The sequence below is a fragment of the Acinetobacter sp. GWC1_38_13 genome (genome assembly GCF_001767535.1).
GTDB classification, from domain to species: domain Bacteria; phylum Pseudomonadota; class Gammaproteobacteria; order Pseudomonadales; family Moraxellaceae; genus Acinetobacter; species Acinetobacter junii.
This window is the reverse complement of record NZ_MELG01000132.1, coordinates 5,345-23,769: the sequence shown is the minus strand read 5'-3', so window position 1 is coordinate 23,769 and position 18,425 is coordinate 5,345. Positions and strand designations below refer to the sequence as shown.

17 protein-coding genes and 1 pseudogene are annotated in these 18,425 nt (G+C 38.8%); 5 read left to right on the top strand and 13 right to left on the bottom strand.

Annotated features, from left to right (window positions below):
• The 3 genes from A2003_RS14715 to ppnP all read right to left on the bottom strand — a co-directional run.
• Positions 1–885, bottom strand: an 885-nt coding sequence (locus A2003_RS14715) for a DMT family transporter (RefSeq protein WP_286687565.1), incomplete at its 3' end; no start/stop codon positions are given.
• A gap of 30 nt (positions 886–915) precedes the next feature.
• On the bottom strand, positions 916–1,665 hold the full coding sequence (gene rlmB, locus A2003_RS14710) for a 23S rRNA (guanosine(2251)-2'-O)-methyltransferase RlmB (protein WP_286687564.1): 750 nt from the start codon (positions 1,663–1,665) through the stop codon (positions 916–918).
• Between the two features lie 188 nt (positions 1,666–1,853).
• Positions 1,854–2,180: a pyrimidine/purine nucleoside phosphorylase gene (gene ppnP, locus A2003_RS14705; RefSeq protein ID WP_004958605.1), complete on the bottom strand. Its 327-nt coding sequence runs from the start codon at positions 2,178–2,180 to the stop codon at positions 1,854–1,856.
• Positions 2,181–2,820: 640 nt separating this feature from the next.
• Here ppnP and recN point away from each other — a divergent pair.
• From recN to ruvX, 3 genes are all read left to right on the top strand, one after another.
• Complete coding sequence (recN, locus tag A2003_RS14700) at positions 2,821–4,482, top strand: DNA repair protein RecN (protein WP_286687563.1); 1,662 nt, start codon at positions 2,821–2,823, stop codon at positions 4,480–4,482.
• Positions 4,483–4,596: 114 nt separating this feature from the next.
• Positions 4,597–5,151: a YqgE/AlgH family protein gene (locus A2003_RS14695; protein WP_004916866.1), complete on the top strand. Its 555-nt coding sequence runs from the start codon at positions 4,597–4,599 to the stop codon at positions 5,149–5,151.
• The gene (ruvX, locus tag A2003_RS14690; RefSeq protein WP_004916868.1) at positions 5,144–5,587 is read left to right on the top strand and encodes a Holliday junction resolvase RuvX; all 444 of its coding nucleotides are present in this window, start codon (positions 5,144–5,146) and stop codon (positions 5,585–5,587) included. Before A2003_RS14695 ends, ruvX begins: the two co-directional genes overlap by 8 nt.
• Before the next feature lie 165 nt (positions 5,588–5,752).
• On the opposite strand, the gene A2003_RS14685 is transcribed toward ruvX, so the two are convergent.
• Genes A2003_RS14685 through A2003_RS14675 form a run of 3 tightly spaced genes read right to left on the bottom strand, consistent with a single transcriptional unit; the run spans position 5,753 to position 9,107 of the window.
• Positions 5,753–6,754, bottom strand: a complete 1,002-nt coding sequence (locus A2003_RS14685) for an HlyD family secretion protein (protein ID WP_286687562.1) — start codon at positions 6,752–6,754, stop codon at positions 5,753–5,755.
• A 60-nt stretch (positions 6,755–6,814) separates the two neighbouring features.
• Entirely contained in the window at positions 6,815–7,021 is a 207-nt protein-coding gene (locus A2003_RS14680; protein WP_004916871.1) for a DUF1656 domain-containing protein, read from the bottom strand.
• Complete coding sequence (locus A2003_RS14675) at positions 7,014–9,107, bottom strand: FUSC family protein (RefSeq protein ID WP_286687561.1); 2,094 nt, start codon at positions 9,105–9,107, stop codon at positions 7,014–7,016. The genes A2003_RS14680 and A2003_RS14675 overlap by 8 nt, the downstream gene beginning before the upstream one ends.
• A gap of 417 nt (positions 9,108–9,524) precedes the next feature.
• Here A2003_RS14675 and A2003_RS14670 point away from each other — a divergent pair, with 417 nt between their 5' ends.
• The gene (locus A2003_RS14670; protein WP_004916873.1) at positions 9,525–10,304 is read left to right on the top strand and encodes an IclR family transcriptional regulator; all 780 of its coding nucleotides are present in this window, start codon (positions 9,525–9,527) and stop codon (positions 10,302–10,304) included.
• Between the two features lie 224 nt (positions 10,305–10,528).
• On the opposite strand, the gene pgsA is transcribed toward A2003_RS14670, so the two are convergent.
• The 7 genes and pseudogenes from pgsA to A2003_RS14635 form a co-directional block, all read right to left on the bottom strand.
• The gene (gene pgsA / locus A2003_RS14665) at positions 10,529–11,116 is read right to left on the bottom strand and encodes a CDP-diacylglycerol--glycerol-3-phosphate 3-phosphatidyltransferase (protein WP_004916874.1); all 588 of its coding nucleotides are present in this window, start codon (positions 11,114–11,116) and stop codon (positions 10,529–10,531) included.
• A gap of 105 nt (positions 11,117–11,221) precedes the next feature.
• Positions 11,222–12,019 (bottom strand): thioesterase family protein, encoded by a 798-nt coding sequence (locus tag A2003_RS14660; protein ID WP_286687560.1) that lies wholly within the window; start codon positions 12,017–12,019, stop codon positions 11,222–11,224.
• A 105-nt stretch (positions 12,020–12,124) separates the two neighbouring features.
• Complete coding sequence (gene uvrC / locus A2003_RS14655; RefSeq protein ID WP_004916878.1) at positions 12,125–13,924, bottom strand: excinuclease ABC subunit UvrC; 1,800 nt, start codon at positions 13,922–13,924, stop codon at positions 12,125–12,127.
• A gap of 108 nt (positions 13,925–14,032) precedes the next feature.
• Complete coding sequence (locus tag A2003_RS14650; RefSeq protein ID WP_151814588.1) at positions 14,033–14,896, bottom strand: hypothetical protein; 864 nt, start codon at positions 14,894–14,896, stop codon at positions 14,033–14,035.
• Positions 14,897–15,019: 123 nt separating this feature from the next.
• Complete coding sequence (locus tag A2003_RS14645) at positions 15,020–15,439, bottom strand: PH domain-containing protein (RefSeq protein ID WP_039047695.1); 420 nt, start codon at positions 15,437–15,439, stop codon at positions 15,020–15,022.
• Positions 15,440–15,530: 91 nt separating this feature from the next.
• A complete protein-coding gene (gene lpxO, locus A2003_RS14640) occupies positions 15,531–16,445 on the bottom strand; it encodes a lipid A hydroxylase LpxO (protein WP_004957454.1) in 915 nt (304 codons plus the stop codon).
• 144 nt (positions 16,446–16,589) lie between these two features.
• Positions 16,590–17,649, bottom strand: a pseudogene (locus A2003_RS14635) (diguanylate cyclase domain-containing protein).
• A 650-nt stretch (positions 17,650–18,299) separates the two neighbouring features.
• On the opposite strand from A2003_RS14635, the gene A2003_RS14625 reads away from it, so the two are divergent.
• Positions 18,300–18,425, top strand: a 126-nt coding sequence (locus A2003_RS14625; protein WP_286687574.1) for a hypothetical protein, incomplete at its 3' end; no start/stop codon positions are given.

Sequence of the window (18,425 nt, the reverse complement as noted above, 5' to 3'; positions counted from 1 at the left end):
AGCCTCTAAGGTGTCTTTTTGAAACCATCGCCACGGTTGAAGTGCACCAATCGCCATTCCAATCAAACCACTGATAATGGCAAGATTGATTGGTTCATTTAACAAAGGAACAGCGACAACAGCCGCTATAAATGGTGCTAAAGTTACAATACTTCCTGTTTTAAATGCGCCCAACCTTTGAATTGCTGCAACATAAGTCAAAGTCGCAACGATCACCACCAACACACCATGGAAAAGTCCTTGAATCAAGAGGTGAAGAGGTTCTGCATCTTGAAAATGTTTTGGAATAAATAAAATATAAATAGGCAGGTAGATAATCGCAGACCAAATCACTACACCCGCTGTTGAATGCCAAGCAGATAGCTTCCATTGTTTTAGGAGAACGGTAAAAATACCCCACCACACCGCACTAATAAACAGCAACAGATCCCCCCAACCCAATACAGCACTTTGATCATGCAGCATTAAATAACTCATAAGTAATAATGCACTCATCATAATTGCAATACTGAACCACGTATGTTTATCAAAAGGCTGTCTAAATAATAAATATGCAGCAATAGCAGTACACAAAGGGATACAACCATTTAAAAAAATAGCAGCATGTGCAGCTGGGGCATGCAAAAAAGCGGTATATACGGTAAAACAATAGCCTAGCCCGCCGATCAGTGCCAAAATCAAAGGGCGTGGATGCCATAAAAAGGCAAAATCTTTTTTATAAATTAAAACAGGCACTAAAATAACAGAAGCAATTGCAAAGCGCATCGCAACCAAATCCCACATACTGACATGCCAATGCGCATTAAGTCGGGAGAAAATAGTAAATCCGCCCCATATACACATCGTGATCAGGACAAAAAGATAACCTTGCGAGCGAACTGTCATTTTTCAATTTTGAATAGAGCGTAACGATGATTATACAGTAGTACGCTGTCGACATGCCTCATAAAGTGCCATACCTGTTGCAACACTTACATTTAAACTCTGCAAATCACCTGCCATTGGGATAAACACTGTTTGATCACATTGCGATTGGGTAATTGGTCGAAGTCCTGTGTCTTCAGCGCCCATCACTATCACAACCGAACCGCTAAAATCACATTGCTGAATAGGCAAAGCCTTCTCATCAAGCATCGTACCAATCACACGAGTATGGGTAGTCCCTTTTAAATGCGCTAAGGTACGAGCAAGATTAGTGACTTGAATAAACTTAACCTTTTCTGCACCACCTGCTGCAACTTTACGTGCTGTTGGCGTCAAACTTGCTGAACGATCTCTAGGTACGATGACTGCTTGAACTCCCATAGCGGCTGCAGTTCTGATGCAAGCACCTAAATTATGTGGATCAGTCACTTGATCAAGTGCCAACAATAACGCATCGGGATGCTGCTGCATTAATTGATCTAAATCTTTTTCATTAAGCGTTGGATGAGGACGTACAGCAGCAACAACCCCTTGGTGGAATGGCATACCTGCTAATTTTTCCAGACTGTCACGGCTTGCCTTTTGCACACTAATCCCGAAAGGTTCTGCAAGTGCTAAGATTTTTTGTAAACGCTGATCATCTCGACCTTTAAGCGTAAACAATGTGAGTACTCGCTCAGGCTCCAATTCTAATAATGACTCCACGGAATGAACGCCATAATAATATTCAGGTTTTGCCATGAGCGACCTCTTTTCAGCACTCCCACTTAAAGCAGGATATTTGGGGGATTTTGAAAATAAAAAATCCTGTAAATGACTTTACAGGTGAGGAGCGAATAGCTCCGCAAGGGAATTTAATAAAAAAATCCTGTAAATGACTTTACAGGATTCTCTTTAGATATAGTGTACTCGATTTATGAAGGAAAAGGTTAACCTTCTAAATGACACACATAATCAAGTACTTCATCTGCTTCAATATGGAATACACTGTTTCCAGGGACATAGAATGACTGCCCCGCACGGAATAATTCACTTTCTGTACTATCTGCAATTTTTACGCGACACTCACCAGAAATAATTTCCATACGCTCTGGGACGTGTGTTTCAAAAGTCAAAGGTTGTTCAGTAGGTAAAATAACGCCTAAAGTTTTTTTTGTACCATCTTCAAATTGTACTGTATGGCTAATACATGCCCCGCCAAAATACACATTCGATTTCTTAATGACCGTTACATGATCAAACTGCACTGAACTCATGCGTACTCTCCAAATTCTGCCGCATTTATATTAGGTTATGCTGGACGTAGTTTAATTGTGCCTTTACAACTAATCAATCCATTTTCTGGCGTAAATACAGCAATTTTCATACCTGAGCGAGTAAAAAACAAAGCGAAGCTTTTCCGAGCGCTAGACGAATAGTTATGCTACGAGTGGTGAAAAAGCACAAAGTGTAACTTTGCCAGAGCGCAAGACCAACAGCTATGCCAAATAAAGAAAACTAGCAAAGGAACTTTTGCCCAATCACAAGCTGAACAACCATGTTACCAGTGGACAGAATCATCTTCGTTAAGTTTGCCCTGCATAAAGTGATTTGCACCGCGATGAATGATGAGGATTAAGAAAATCAAACTTCAATATATGAGACCGACTTCAGAAATAAACCATCTGAAGCACTAAAAAAAACAACACCGCTAAAACATTATTAGTTTGAATTATGGATCAGCTTGAAATCATACACTTTCAGCTCTTTGCTTATCAAACAATATGACTTATTCATTTTTCCAAATTCCAATAAATCGTTTTGTTGTGAAAGCAACAAAATAGGTGAATCACGACTTGTCGCCACTATAAAAACTCTCTATCTTTAAGCAAAACAATCTGTGCATTGGATGCGTTTATGCTCACCCATTTAACTTTAATTAATTTTGCACTCGCTGACCACTTAGCTTTAGATATTGAACAAGGCTTTAATGTTCTCACAGGAGAAACAGGCGCAGGAAAATCTTTATTGTTAGATGCCTTATCCGCATGTTTGGGTGAACGCACAGATACAAATTATGTCCGATATGGTGCAGATAAAGCTGACGTTACGGCTATTTTTAGCTACCAAGCTGATAGTGCTGAAGCCAATTGGCTCATAGATCATGAGCTTGATGATGAATCAGGCGAGATTCATTTGCGTCGCGTCATCTTTGCAACTGGCCGTAGTAAAGCTTGGATTAATGGAAGACCTAGCAGCCTTGCTGAACTTAAAGAAATCGGACGATTATTAGTCCAACTCTACAGCCAGCACAGCCAGCAACAACTTCTAGAACCACCTTATCCAAAACACTGGTTAGATCGTTATCACAATTTTGGTGATCAAGCACAAGCAGTTCGTGAAGCGTATAGCATTTGGCAGCAAAATATTCGACAACACCAAGCCGCGCTAGATGCGCAAGCCACTCGCCTGCAGAAGATACAAAACTTAGAAACTCAATTGGAAGAGCTTGAAGAAATCGTACAAACAGACTATCGAGAAATTGAACAAGAATTTGATCGCTTAAGCCATCACGAACACATCATGCAAGACTGTGGTTATAGCCTAAATGTATTAGATGAAGCTGAACAAAATATTACTCAAGAAATCTCATCGATTATCCGTCGGTTAGAGTCTCATGCTGGACGCAGCGAACTGCTTTCAACCATTTATAATTCTTTATTAAATGCACAAAGCGAAATTGAAGATGCCACAGCAAGCTTGCGTCAGTTCATAGATCGCCAAAGTTTCGATCCTGAACGCATGGAGCAATTAAATTCTACACTTGAAATCTTCCATCGTCTGGCACGTAAATACAGAACTCAACCAGAGTCCCTCAAACAAGATTTTGAACAATGGCAACAGGAATTAGAACAACTTCATCAACTTGAAGATCCTGAAACTTTGGCTGAACAAGTTGAAATTGCCTATCAATCCTTTATTGAAAAAGCACAGCACTTAGATGATATTCGTCGAACCGCTGCGATTCCACTAGCTAAACAACTGACGGAACAAGTCAAACCTTTGGCTCTTCCTGAAGCTCATTTTGAATTCAAGTTCGAACCATTAGAACAAGCGTCATTAGAAGGCCTAAGCTTTATTCAACTGCTATTCACTGCAAATAAAGGAATTCCTCCACAACCATTAGCACGAGTTGCCTCAGGTGGTGAGCTTTCTCGTATTGCTTTAGTCATGCAAGTCATGAATGCGGAGAAGACCGAAGCTGAAGTTCTAGTATTTGATGAAATTGATGTCGGAATTAGCGGTGGAACTGCAGAAGTTGTAGGACGATTACTGGCTGATTTAGCACAGCATGTTCAATTACTATGTATTACTCACCAAGCACAGGTTGCGGCGCAATCCGATCAACATCTACTGGTCAAAAAACAACAAACTGATCCAGCTAGCAGTACCATCATCGAACTTGACGAAGAACAGCGTATTCTAGAGCTTGCTCGTATGTCTGGTGGTGTCGAAATTAGTGAGACAACTTTGCAACATGCAAAGCAGCTGCGACAGCTTAAGTTTCAGCCTGCCTGATTTTTAGGGCAAAATATCAGAAAATGATTGGCGAAATCCGATTAACTCTTGTATGTTGATATAAAGAACCTATATAGATTGAAACGTACATTCTTTTGATGGAGAACCGCCTAGGTGACGAAACAATACTTAACTCACCGTTGTCTCATCGCTCCACCAGACATGGCAGATGACTTCTTTGCAAATACTGTCATCTATGTTGCGCGCCATGATGAAGACGGTGCACAAGGCATCATTATCAATCGTCCGTCTGATTTACAAATCAAAGAACTTCTCAATGATTTGGAGATTGATGCGGATAATGTTCACCCTCACGCGGTCTTGCAGGGCGGTCCTTTACGCCCAGAAGCAGGCTTTGTTCTACATACTGGTCAACCGACTTGGCACTCCTCTATTGCGGTAGGAGAAAATGTCTGCATCACCACCAGTAAAGATATCTTAGATGCGATTGCTCACAATGAAGGCGTTGGTCGCTATCAAATTGCTCTAGGCTATGCGAGTTGGGGTAAAAATCAACTTGAAGATGAAATCACTCGTGGTGACTGGTTAATTTGCGATTCAGATATGGATCTTATTTTTAATCTTCCATACGGCGATCGTTGGGATGCGGCTTATAAAAAAATCGGTGTAGATCGTACTTGGTTTGCTTCTGAGATTGGTCATGCCTGATATACAAACTTCTCAGTCGATTATGGCATTTGATTTTGGTACACAAAAAATGGGCATTGCGATTGGTCAATCCGCGATTGAAAGTGCCAATCCACTGCCTTTATTTATAATGAAAGATGGCATTCCTGACTGGAACCAATTACTCAAACTTGTTAAAGAGTGGCAACCGAACTTATTTCTAGTCGGGCTACCTTTGAATATGGATGATAGTGAATCCGAACTCTCAGCACGCGCTCGTAAATTCGCTCGTCGTTTACGTCACCAGACAAATATCCAAACGTGGATGGTGGATGAACGCCTAACAACTCGTGAAGCGAGAGAAGAACTCGAATCTTATCAAAGTAAAGGTCAAGCAAAACGCTTATCAGCAGATAGCTTTGCAGCAGCGTTGTTGATACAAAGCTGGTATCGCGATCCTACAGGCATCACACCTTAATCAGACATCTTAGATATAAATGAATATCTTGGCGGGCGATATCCATATCGCCTTTTGAGCTGAATTAACATTGAAGGCGGAACGGAATAACAACGTTGAATTGAGCTTATGAGCTTTCCTAACTAATATCACTCTACTAATTTTATTTATTAACAACTTCAAAGCTTATTTCTCAATCACTCTCACCGTTGCAGTACGTCCAGAAACGAATGCCAATGGATTTTGTGGTGGTTCATCTAATACAATTTTCACAGGCACTCGTTGAGCCAATCGTACCCAACTAAAAGTTGGATTTACATTTGCCAATAAGTTTGAACTGCCCGAACGCTCGCGATCTTCAATCCCAGATGCAATACCTTGCACATGACCACGAATACGTTGTTTGTCCCCCATCAATTGAACTGTTGCAATATCTCCAACATGAATACGGTCAAGTTTTGTTTCTTCAAAATAACCAACCACATAAAGTTGCTGACGATCTAAAAGAGCTGCTACAGCTTGTCCAACTTTAACGTAATTACCCACACGTAAATCAAAATTTGATAAAGTTCCATCGGCAGGAGCAACAACTTCTGAACGGTGTAAATTCAATTCTGCCAAGTGCAAATTACTTGTCGCCACATCCAGTAACGCATGTTGCTGTTCAATCGCAGCATTGGCTTGTTCAATACTTGCTTTTAATTGTTCGCGTTCAGCAAAAGCTTGATCACGTGCAGCAAAAACTTGATCTTGTTCCTGTTTGGAAATTGCACCATCCATAAGACTGGTATATCGAGCTGCATTCTTTTCGGCAAGTTTCATATTGGCTTCGGCCTTCACTAAGCTAGCTTTGGTACCCGCAAGAGTTGCTTGAGCTTGTGCTAGACCTGCTTTAGCTTTTGCAAGATCAGATTTGGCTTGCTCCACATCCAGTGCTTGACGTGCGACATCAATTTTAAACAAGACCTGTCCTTTTTTTACAGTTTGGTTGTCTTGTACCAAAACCTCAGTCACCAAACCATTGACATCTGAAGCCACTTGAATGACATCGCCACGGACACGACCATCTCGCGTCCAAGGTGCCGCATTATAGTAATTCCATAAATGCACAACCGTGTATATCGCCACAATAATGGCAATGATAAGAACCACAGGTCGTATGACTTTTCGCATATCAAATGCATTCATGTTCTTCACCTTTACTACTCATTTTTAAATCAGAGAAATTTAAACAATCAAAAATTTAGCTCAAATCCAAAGTCGGACAAAAATCTCATGCACACAAAGCATCAAAGCTAAATAGAAGCAGAGATTAAAAATACTGGGTAACCCGATCCATCCCATCTGAGCGAAACGGTCTACAAATGGACTCAACATCTTAAACAGCACATAAGCAATCACGGCTTGCACTAACAACGTTGGAATATAAATTCCATATAGATTGATTTCACCCATGAGCAACCTCAACGTTATTCATATTTAAATTCACCTCTAAATCTGAAGCATGCCCTATGCTTTTGAGAATATTATTCAGTGAAATCAATAATCTTTGATACAACTCATCTTCACTAATTGGCGTTGCAAGATGCTTGACCACTTCGATTTGCTGAAGGATTTTCGTTGGAAAAGTTTGAAGTGAAAGTTGCTCTGATTGTGTTTGAAAATATTCGGCAAGCTGCTGTTCTAAAAGAGCAATTTGCATTTGCAAGTCCATATAATGCGGAAGCTTTTGGCGGATTTCCTGCAATCGTACAAGATCAACAATCGATGCACTTTCAATTAAGGCATTTTGGATGGCATATTTCAGTTCAGCATTTTGTACCATCTTGCTATTTAGAACCCCAACTCGATCAAGCATGCTGCGTAAATGAATTTTGAAATCAATCCCATAACTCAGTGTTAAAGCTTGACGCATCGCTTGGTAATGTAAACTTAAAATACGTGTTGCGCTTGTATCGGGTGAAACAGCACGAACCAAATCAATCACAATTAATGAGACCAAAACACCTAAAATCATGGCAAAAGAGCTGTCTAAATAAGACACCGCATCCATTGAATATTTATTGTGTAAATTCAGCCCCATCATGGTATTAATGCCTAAAACCATACCTATCGGCATTAGCATTTGATTTGCCATCATGCTTACAGCCACAAGGAAAATTGGAAAAAGTACCAGTGCTAATTGCCAAAAGTGCGTAATGTGGGGAAAGACTCCAAAGGCATAAATAAAAACCAATCCCGCTGAAACGATGCTCCCCCAGATAAATATGCGCAACACAGGCACAGGATTATCCAAAGCAGTCAAAATACACGCTGTGATCGCACCCATTTGCGCCATCATAAATCCAGCTTTCCAACCTGATAAAATCCACGCTCCTGTCACGATGAAAGTGATGAGAACCGCACTGATTCCACCGCGTACCGCGATACCATGATCACGGTGTAAACTTGGATATTTGGTGGTGATCGTAGTTATCTCTGATGGGATTTCTTTATGACCTTTCTGGATCTGTTGCCAAAGTAACTTCACTGCCAACATATTGGCGATAAAATGACGTACATCCATTTTTAAGGCAGCCAACACAGTCTTTTGTTCAGACGAAGCCATCGCAATCAATTCGCTAAAATCTTGTTCAAACTGTGGTGGTAAATCACGTAAGTTATCGGCAGTTAATTGTTTTTCTTGATTTAAAAACTGTAAGGTCTGTTGTCGTAGTTGGCTTAACCTTGGAGCTAATGTGGTTAATGGCATTTGCTCTAATTGTTTAATCCGTTGAGACATGGCAACTAGATTGGCCACAACAAGCGAGACCTGATGCAGCATTTCTTGTAGAGGTTTGGTCATGCCTTGCAACTCGCCTTTTTCATAAGCGAGATGAACTGCTAGTGCATGGATATCTGATGCATCACGAGTGATCACCCCTAAAATTTGTGTGTAATTTTGGTTTGTATCTTGGGCTGAAATGAGTTTTTCAAAAATATTTTCCAGATCCTGCAAAGTTTTGATGACACGTTGTTTAATCATGGCACCTACATGAACAGGAAAAAAAGTTGCTGAAACGACAGCGGTTGAAATCACACCTACAGAAATTTCTAAAACTCGTGCCAGAGCAATATCAAAAATATTATAGGTATCAACATAAGTGATGGCGTTATACACAATCATTGCGGTGGAATATCCAGCCAACATAAATACATAGCTACGTGGAGTACGATCCAAGAGCGATATATACAGTGCAAACCCGACCCACAGCGCCAAGATGATCGTAAACAACCACGGGGTATTAATAAAATGTGGTGTCAAAAGCAACGCGATAATTGCTCCTGCAGCCGTACCAACCAAGCGATAAATACATTTAGAAGAAACCATTCCAGAGTAAGGACTGGCAATAATTAATACCGTCCCTATCGACCACATGGGGTTAATCAAATCAAGCTCAAATGAAATAAACAGTGCCAACATCCCTGCGACAAAGGTTTTGCACGCAAAAATAATATCAAGTCGACTCGGCCTAAAAGCCAACAACTGTTTAAATAACATGAACTTTTCTCAATACTAACCGCTTTAGGAAACGCAAATTCACAACACAACTCAGCTGCATTTAGCTTCTTGATAGAGACTAAAAGAGCGTTCAATTGACCGTGAAATAGAATGAACTGATCGGAATGGCAAACATTTCAGGGATAAATTTAAAACAAATTATCCAATGAAGAAATTGTGCTTATAATTTTTTCAAAACAAAGTTATTTAGTCAACACAAATTATCACTATTTGATAATTATTTAATTAAATATAGAATATATTATTCAAAAAAATATCATTTTTCTCATCAGAGAACTTATTCATACGTTTTAGAATCAACTACGCTAAAAGTGCATACCCGCTGAATGACTTTTCTGTTATAAAGCAAATAAAAGCCACAGCTTTAGACTATTTTTAAGGAGTAAACAGCTCATCATGGCAATTTCGAGTTTTGGTAAAATTCTCACTGTACTGGACTTATTTTCAGTTTCTCGCCCGATTATCAACGTTGATATCATTTGTGATGAGCTCAATCTCTCAAAACCCACTGCATATCGCTATTTAAAGGAACTGGTATCAACTGATATCTTGAAACGTATTAGTGGAACATCTGGTGACTACACTTTAGGCTCTAAAATAGCGGTTTTAGACTATATATCGCATAGTACAGATCCTTTAGTACAAATCAGTATTCCGTTCATGCGAGACATCGTAGATCGTACAGAACTTTGCTGCTTACTCACCTATTTGAATCATGATTACTGTATTGATTTACATCATGAAACCTTCAAAGCTGCCGAGCTGCTTTCATACGGACGTGGCTGTCCTCGACCTGTATATGTGGGGGCATCACCTAAAATTGTGATTGCCCATTTAACCAAACAAAGAATTCAGTCTTACTATGAGCAATTCTCAAATGAGCTTGCCAAAGTTGGCTTTGCCCATGATCTAGATGAATTCGCTCAACAGATGAAAAAAATCAAAAAGCAGGGATTTTATTTATCTCAAGGTGAAATTGATCCACAAGTTTGCGGTCTGTCTGTACCGATACGTTTTTCCACAAAGGAAGCACCGATCGCCTTGACCTTAGTTGCATCAAAAAATCGTTTTGATTTTCTGAATATTCAGAAGCTTATCGAAATCTTACAAAGCAATGCAGCTCAGATCGAACATAAATTTGCAACACTGACTGAAAACCAAGCAAACCAAAACTGAGAATATTAAAAAATCTTTACACTTTCATGCGTTGTAAATACCAACATATTCTCATATTATGATTATGTTCTTCAGCATACTCTCCCAAAAAGAGCATGACTTTCCTCAGAGAACTAAGCTCATATTCGTTATGGGCTTTTTTCTTGAGCTGTATATATGAGGCAATAAAAAAGCCCTCTAGGTAGAGAGCTTCTTAGATTTGATGCTATTAGATTGATGAGCAATTAAGGCTGTTTTAAATAAGGCCATGCAGCTCGTAGATATATGATCATCGACCATAAGGTTAATATCACCGCAGCATACAATAAAGCATATGCCCAGATTTCTAATGGCTTCCAGTTCAACAAAAATACACTAATCGCAATCATTTGAAAGGCTGTTTTATATTTACCTACGGTAGAAACAGCTACATTAGTTCTTGCACCCAATTCTGCCATCCATTCGCGCAATGCTGAAACTGTAATTTCACGAGAAATAATCACAATCGCAGCAAATGCCATGGAAATTGTAGGTTGCCATTGAACCAAAACAATCAAAGCAGCAGCCACCATCAATTTATCAGCGACAGGATCGAGAAAGCGTCCAAAAGCCGATGTTTGATTTAATGTCCTTGCGAGGTAGCCATCAAACCAATCTGTTACAGCTGCAAGGACAAAGATCGCGGTCAAAATCAAATGTCGCATCATCCCACCATGATGCTCAGCAATTCCAATCGCTGGTGGCCAATAGGCAATCACCAAAAAAACAGGAATAAAGGCAATACGTGCCAATGTTAGAATATTAGGAATGTTCAGGATTCGCCCTGTGCTCATAAACACCGCCATGTTGGTCGCATCAAATATGCATATTGCACAAAGGTTGTGCCGAGATTGTATCCATCTGTAAGCAACTTTATACGAAATACGAGGAAGTGTCGACTAGGCAAAAACGGCAACCGTCTGTCTAAGGATCGCAATTAATCGATTTTCACTATCCCAAAGATAAGCATATTCTGTTGAATAACCGTGTTCTGCAAACTCAGTAACGACTTTATATTTAAACCAGTCATGCAGTTGATTTTCAATCGGGTGTATATATGTAATGTGCCAACTTAAAGAGCTCGCTGGTGCTGGTGTTTTAAACATTGGCAAAACACCTGGCGGCCACACATCCATTAAAGAAAATAAATCACCCAAATATAAATCACGATTTGAGTGTAATTGAGGAGAAAAACGACACCATCCACCAAAATCAGGTGTTTTACTTCCTGCCATTGGATAATGTCCTTCAGCCCAACACAATTCGAACTGTTGTAAGCATTCAGGCATCAAACCTTCAAGATAAACCATTTTTTCCAGTTGATCTGCTGTTACGTAGTCAGGAACCGTGGGTTGGTTATTCAGCACAATTCTCGACTCTCGCCCCAAACCGAAGCTTGCAACTAAAACACTTTGCACTGCATCGTCTTGCCAAAGACGAATTTCAAGTGTCGTCACTGATTTCCCTTGTCTCAATACTTCAGCCGTCAATTTGGCTGCACCTTGCTGTACAGGCCCAACAAAGCTGACACTGCAACTTAAAAGCTGTTTTTCTGAATCATTGACTGTAAGAATTGCTTTTTGAATGAGCAGACCTGCGATAAGACCACCAAATACCGTACGCCCTTGCAACCATCCTGATGGAATATCAATCCATTCTTGTTGTTCTAGCTGTTGATACAATCCAAGCAGTGACATTATTATTCCTTAAGGGGCAAATTCACTTTATCTTTCAACGTTTCTTAAGTTTTGTGAATGATCATTTATCCACAACTCTATGGAAGATTCGGTCAATCCGCCCTTTTATTCATGAAGAATTTTATAAATCGTCCTTGCCATCACTTCTCCCAAACCAGGAACAAGCATTAATTCTTTTTCTGAAGCTTTTAGCACGCCTTGTATACCGCCAAAATGAGTCAATAAATCGCGTCGACGTTTAGGTCCTAAACCTGGGATTGCTTCCAATACGGAACTACTACGTCGTTTATCTCGCTTGGCTCTATGTTTGGTGATGGCAAAACGATGTGCTTCATCTCGAACTTGCTGAATCAAGTGCAGAGCTTTGTGGTCTTCAGGCAATTGGATCTTTGTACCATCAGTAAAATGTAAGGTTTCTAAACCTGGTTTTCGCCCTTCACCTTTAGAGACCCCAATCATAAATGCATCTAGACCAAGCTCTTGCATGACATCCATAGCCATATGCAACTGCCCTTTACCACCATCAATCAGTAAAAGGTCAGGTAACATATTCTTTTTATAACGACGAATTAGCGCTTGTCGCATCGCTGCATAGTCATCGCCTCCTGTAATGTCCTGAATGGCGAACTGACGATAATCTCTTTTCCGCGCCCCACCTTGATCGAACACCACACAGGAAGCGATTGGTGCTTCTCCCATCGTATGACTAATATCAAAACATTCAATCCGATCAATCGGACGTCCCGCAACTTGTTCAAGTTGATGAAAACGCTCATTCAACTCTAAATGATTACTCAACTTCCCTTTAATTGCATGCTGCACGTTCATTTGTGCAAGCTCTTGCCACTCAGCCCGTGTTTCTCGAACTTTGTGCTTGATCTGAACTTTCTTCTCAAAGGTTTGTTGTAACGCTTCTTCGAGTTGAACTCGATCAGGAAGTTCGACATTCACAATCAACTCAGAAGGGATTTCATCTGCCACTTGGAAGTAGAAGTTAGCAATAAAATCACTGAGCATTTGTCCAAGATCATCACCCAACATATCTGGAAAATAGCTTTTTCCTCCCAGCATACGACCATTACGCACATACATGATTTGTACGCAGGTGACGCCCGCTTGATAGGCAATGGCTAAAATATCAGCCTCACCTTTTATTTTAAACACTGCTTGTTGGGCTTGAACTTCACGTAATAAAGACAACCGATCTCGATAAAATACCGCTTTTTCGAACTCAAGAGCTTCTGCCGCTTGCTCCATTTTGCCGATTAATTCCTGATTCAACTCTTTAGTATCGCCTTGTAAGAAGCGAATTGAATTATCAACATCTTCTTTATAGTCTTCGGGGCTAATTAACCCCACACACGGTGCTGTACACCGTTTGATTTGATATTGTAGACAAGGGCGTTTGCGTTGAGAAAAATAGCTATTTTCACACTGTCTTACATTAAATAGTTTTTGTAAGGTTAAAAGAGTATCTCGCGCGCTGTACGCACTTGGATAAGGACCAAAAAATTTTCCGATTTGATGCTTACCTTTACCTCGCCCACTGGCAATACGAGGATAAGGTTTATCTGCGGAAACAAAGATATAGACATAAGACTTATCGTCCCGCAGCATGATGTTATATGGCGGACGATGTAATTTAATAAGATTTTGTTCTAATAGTAGCGCTTCAGTTTCAGAACGAACAATCAATGTCTCGATATCATAAATACGTGCAACCAGAGCTTGTGTCTTGGGATGCTCAATCGTTTTAACAAAATAGCTGGAGACACGATTTTTTAGATTCTTCGCTTTACCGACATATAGCAACTCCCCATCTTTGCCTAGCATTTTGTACACACCAGGCAATTGGGTCATATGAGTCAGTATTTTTTCAATGTGTTCACGCGCGTTTGGATTCACAGCAGACTTTCATGATCAGTATTGGTTTGATGATGTAGTCTGCATAAATCAATTTCAAGTGAATTGAGCTGAAATCCATCAACTGAATAGCTCAAATTACACCGATAATTAAAAAACTCGACTCAATACTTTATCAACACTCTTAAATGCTGACTCATTAAAGAAATCACAAGCGAGTTCATTTGTCGGAGTAATTGGATTAACCTCTCTCGTAGTATGGTAAAAACCCCAATACTCACGTGCTTGATGACGAATTCGCGTATCCGCTAAATTAAACTCAGTACTAGGTTGATATGCTGTCCATGATGCATTTTGCCAAATACCCTGATTTTGAACAGTACTACTGGTACTGACATGCGCAAGATTTTGCGTTGGATAAGATTCAATATAATCTTGAGTACTCAACTGAACTTGTTTTTGCCAACATGTTGCACCTGCAGGGAATTTATCCTGACTGGCAAACAATAGTCCTTGAATAATTTCTAGCGTTACATCGCTTATGAACGATGATGCTGTCGCTTGTCTTAAAAAATAACGTACATAGTCAGAAACCTCTAAGCCAGACAAGTCAATCTTCTTGAGCTGATAAGTAAGTTTAAATGCTGTTCTCTGTTCTAAATTATAAGGTTCATACTCCAAAACACTATCACTGAATACTGCTTTACGACCTACGATATAAGCACCAGTGGTATTTTGCGGTGGAAATATGGTTGATATCCCATTGCTAGTAATAAAGTTTCGAAGCGCTTCAGTCTGTAATTTTGGTGTTTCGGTATAAGTAATTAAAAGATCATTATTTTTATCTACTTGATACGATTTCTTTGTCAGTTTATTAGACTCATTTGCAGCTGAAAGATCATAACTATAAAAAGCTTTATTTTGAGGATCAACAGTTCCATAAATATCATCAATTTCTTCAGTACAAGCCACTAAACTTAAAATACTTAAACTAATCAATAGCTGTTTTTTTATTATATTTTCTCATGATTTTAAATATCAAATTTTATCCAAATTATACTATCTGGTACAACTAAAAAAATATCGCTCTTTTTAAAAATAAGTTTTCTATTCAACATGAAATGCGAAATTATCAATCTATTTTTTAGTGAGTACTGACTGTATTGCCTGACAGAAAGCCTCTTTATTTTTAGGTGATACCAAAATATAAGTTGCTATACCATTCTTTTTATAATCAATGCGTAAACGATCCAAAGATAGAGCTGGGGACGAGGTCAGATGATGTGTGCTTGTAAGCTCAACAATATCCTTCTTATTTATTCTCCATTTAAACCACATCGAATGAATCGTCAGTTCATGTTCAGTCACAACATAACGAGTGTTTAAGATCGGCCACCACAGCACTACAATCGTTAGAAAGTATATAACTGCATGCTCAGGGTATTCTTGCATGGTTCCTTTAATATACATCGTCCATAAAAACTGCAGCAGTAAACCTGTCGTCGCAATGACTATTCCCCATAACCACCAATCTATTTTTGAACGAAATGTCTGCATACTTTGTACCTCGATAAAGTTCACTCATTTAAACGTATTTTATAACGAGAGCAAATAAAAAACGCCCTGTCGGGCGTTTTGATTTCACTCATTAAAATACATAGGGACGTATAAAAATAAGGAAGAATAATCCTAACATTAAGAACCACTTTAAAAAGTAATAAAGTTGGCGGTTTGATTTCTTTAATGCTTTGGCTTTAATTCGGATTTGGTAAACATAACCAAAAACTTTATTTAAACCACCTGTTTGGTCACCTGCTTCATTAGGTGAACTCGCAGCAGTCATCACACTTTTACCAAACCAGTGATTAAACTTTTCCATAAAACGCGTCTTTAATGGACGCTCTACATCAGCGAAAAAGATAATACGGTTTTGATCTGTTTTATTTTCAGCATAGTGAATGTAGGTTTCATCAAACACAACGCTTTCTCCATCACGCCATGAATAACGTTCGCCATCCACATCAATAAAGCAACGGTCATCATTTGGTGTAATCAAACCTAAATGATAACGCAACGAACCTGCATAAGGGTCACGATGTCGTACTAAACGACTATCTGGTGCCAACTCGGTAAACATCGCAGCTTTAATACTTGGCAATGTTTTCAACAAAGCCGTCGTTTTTGGGCAAAGCTCAGCAGCTGACGGATGCGCAGAATCGTACCATTTAAGATAAAAACGCTTCCAACCTGTTTTAAAAAATGAGTTAAAACCTAAATCATCGTAACTACTTGAAGCTTTAATCCCACCCTTGTCGTATAAAGCTTTCGCCTCATCACGAATCATTTCCCAATTTTCATCTAAAATTTTTAGGTCTTTGAAATATTGAGTATCGATATAAGGTTGATTCGGTACTTTAGAAAACATGTACATTAAGAAATTAATCGGTGCGAGCACAGTAGAATGGTCAAAAAATTGACGATAAAACGAATGCTTAACTTTACCACGACGCTGAATATACAACGCCGAAATGATAAAGATCGCTAATATGATCCATTTAATCATTGATATCGGCACTTAAAAATTAATCGCCAAATTTTAACACCATCCCTCACAATTTCTAGCCGCTTTTACTCAAACTCCGACTTGGATAGCGAGTTAATTTTTTTTAATTCTATTTTTCAAAAACTTAATAACTTTTTTTAAAAACTATATTTTTGTTTTAAGCTCTTTTTTCACCTGATACATTCTTGCATCGGCTTCATGGATTAATGTTGTTGCATCAATATACCCTTCAACATGATCGGTTTGTTTGACACCGATACTCAAGCTAATTGAAGGTTCTATTTGGCGAATATATTGCTCCAAACGAGGTACAAAACTCTCTATCGCTTGAGATTCTGTACATCTTGGGAAAATGATACAAAATTCATCACCTCCGCATCGAAAACAATGATCATCAAGTCGAGCAACATAGCGGATACCATCTGCCACTATTTTTAAAATTTGATCGCCACGTGGGTGCCCAAATGTATCGTTGATCATTTTGAAATCATTAATATCAATAAATACCACCGTCACAGGTTCTAAAGTATGTTCAGCCGTACATATAGTTGCATTCAAAATACTATTTAAATGTCGAACATTCAGTAAACCTGTCAGAGGATCAGTTTGTGACAATGCTTCCATTTGTTGTGCGCGATCTTCGAGGACATTGGCATATTGTTCAATTTTCTCTTTAGACGATTTGATTTCACTGACTAAACTCCAAACATAGGTTTCAACAACTAAAGAAATATCAAACATGAATAGTTTTTCTAGAGTTTGCACAACTTGATGATATTCATCTGTATGTCCAATTTGCTCATACACCAAAGTCATTAATCTAGTTTTGAGATGATAAATCGCCGATAAATATAATTTGGGTTCTACACCGATCCGCTTATGCACTAAACCAATCCTTAGACGGTTGTTAACGTAATTGGCATCATAAGTCCCAGAAAATAACTCAGTGACGTATTGTCGTTGCGCACGTTGTAAACGAGATAAGGTTATCAACATCTCCAATCAAAGTTGCAATTTCGTCTACTGAAGTTTGTTGTTGATAAAACTCCATCACAACTTGATCAAATAAAGGCTCAAGCTTTATGCCTAATTGAACCAACTGTAGAAGTTCTTTATTCGTCAACGATAATAAAGATTTTCGATACTCTATTTCCTCTGAGGAAATATGCATTTGTTTCATCAAGGTTTGGTCTGTTGGTTTCATCCTGACACCTCTCATCCCCAAACAAGATTATCGAGAATCGAATTGGATTGATTTTCAGTTCTATCTTGTTCTGAGTGTGCAAACCATCTTTAGTTAAATTTTAGCCTTTATTTCCACTTTCCACTTCAAGCATTAACTAACATTTTTTGTCAGCTGATGACGGTGTTTCAATATGAAAAATAAATGCTGTGAATGTTTAAAAGAACCACAGCTTCCCTATTTAAAGGTTCTAGCGCTAAATGTGATTTTCTTCTCAAAATGCAGCAAGAAATAGACCAAAATAAAGAATTTGCCTTTGAACAAATAAAATTTAATATCTATTCCTTTAAGAAAGCACATATTCCACAGTAAATGATTGTTTTAGATAAATTTATTGTTGTAAGTACTTATGGAGATTATTTTATTCATTTCAGCATTTTTTATTTACAATCATCATTATAAACAACAATAAACCATTGATTTAAATTAATTAAAATAATAAAAAATGATCCATCAAAACAATAGATGACCCTCGCGTCACGGCTTGATACAACTTGTTATGTTCTTTTTGGATATAGTTATCGTAAGATTAGCGAAGCATTTTTGCGCCCTTTCAGGCGCATAAGCTTTATGACATCAACTTAGAATCCTCCACAACAAGGAGATCAGGCATGATCCACGCTGGCAATGCCATTACCGTCCAAATGCTTGCGGACGGAATTGCAGAATTCCGCTTTGACCTACAAGGTGAGTCGGTTAATAAATTTAACCGTGCAACCATTGAAGACTTCCAAGCA

Coding starts and splice junctions, on each gene's coding strand:
- lpxO (WP_004957454.1), bottom strand. CDS start 16,445: ATGATTAAATGGATCATATTAGCGATCTTTATCATTTCGGCGTTGTAT.
- pgsA (WP_004916874.1), bottom strand. CDS start 11,116: ATGAGCACAGGGCGAATCCTGAACATTCCTAATATTCTAACATTGGCA.
- A2003_RS14685 (WP_286687562.1), bottom strand. CDS start 6,754: ATGAATGCATTTGATATGCGAAAAGTCATACGACCTGTGGTTCTTATC.
- ppnP (WP_004958605.1), bottom strand. CDS start 2,180: ATGAGTTCAGTGCAGTTTGATCATGTAACGGTCATTAAGAAATCGAAT.
- ruvX (WP_004916868.1), top strand. CDS start 5,144: ATGCCTGATATACAAACTTCTCAGTCGATTATGGCATTTGATTTTGGT.
- A2003_RS14660 (WP_286687560.1), bottom strand. CDS start 12,019: ATGTCACTGCTTGGATTGTATCAACAGCTAGAACAACAAGAATGGATT.
- A2003_RS14645 (WP_039047695.1), bottom strand. CDS start 15,439: ATGCAGACATTTCGTTCAAAAATAGATTGGTGGTTATGGGGAATAGTC.
- A2003_RS14675 (WP_286687561.1), bottom strand. CDS start 9,107: ATGTTATTTAAACAGTTGTTGGCTTTTAGGCCGAGTCGACTTGATATT.
- recN (WP_286687563.1), top strand. CDS start 2,821: ATGCTCACCCATTTAACTTTAATTAATTTTGCACTCGCTGACCACTTA.
- rlmB (WP_286687564.1), bottom strand. CDS start 1,665: ATGGCAAAACCTGAATATTATTATGGCGTTCATTCCGTGGAGTCATTA.
- A2003_RS14680 (WP_004916871.1), bottom strand. CDS start 7,021: ATGGGTGAAATCAATCTATATGGAATTTATATTCCAACGTTGTTAGTG.
- A2003_RS14670 (WP_004916873.1), top strand. CDS start 9,525: ATGGCAATTTCGAGTTTTGGTAAAATTCTCACTGTACTGGACTTATTT.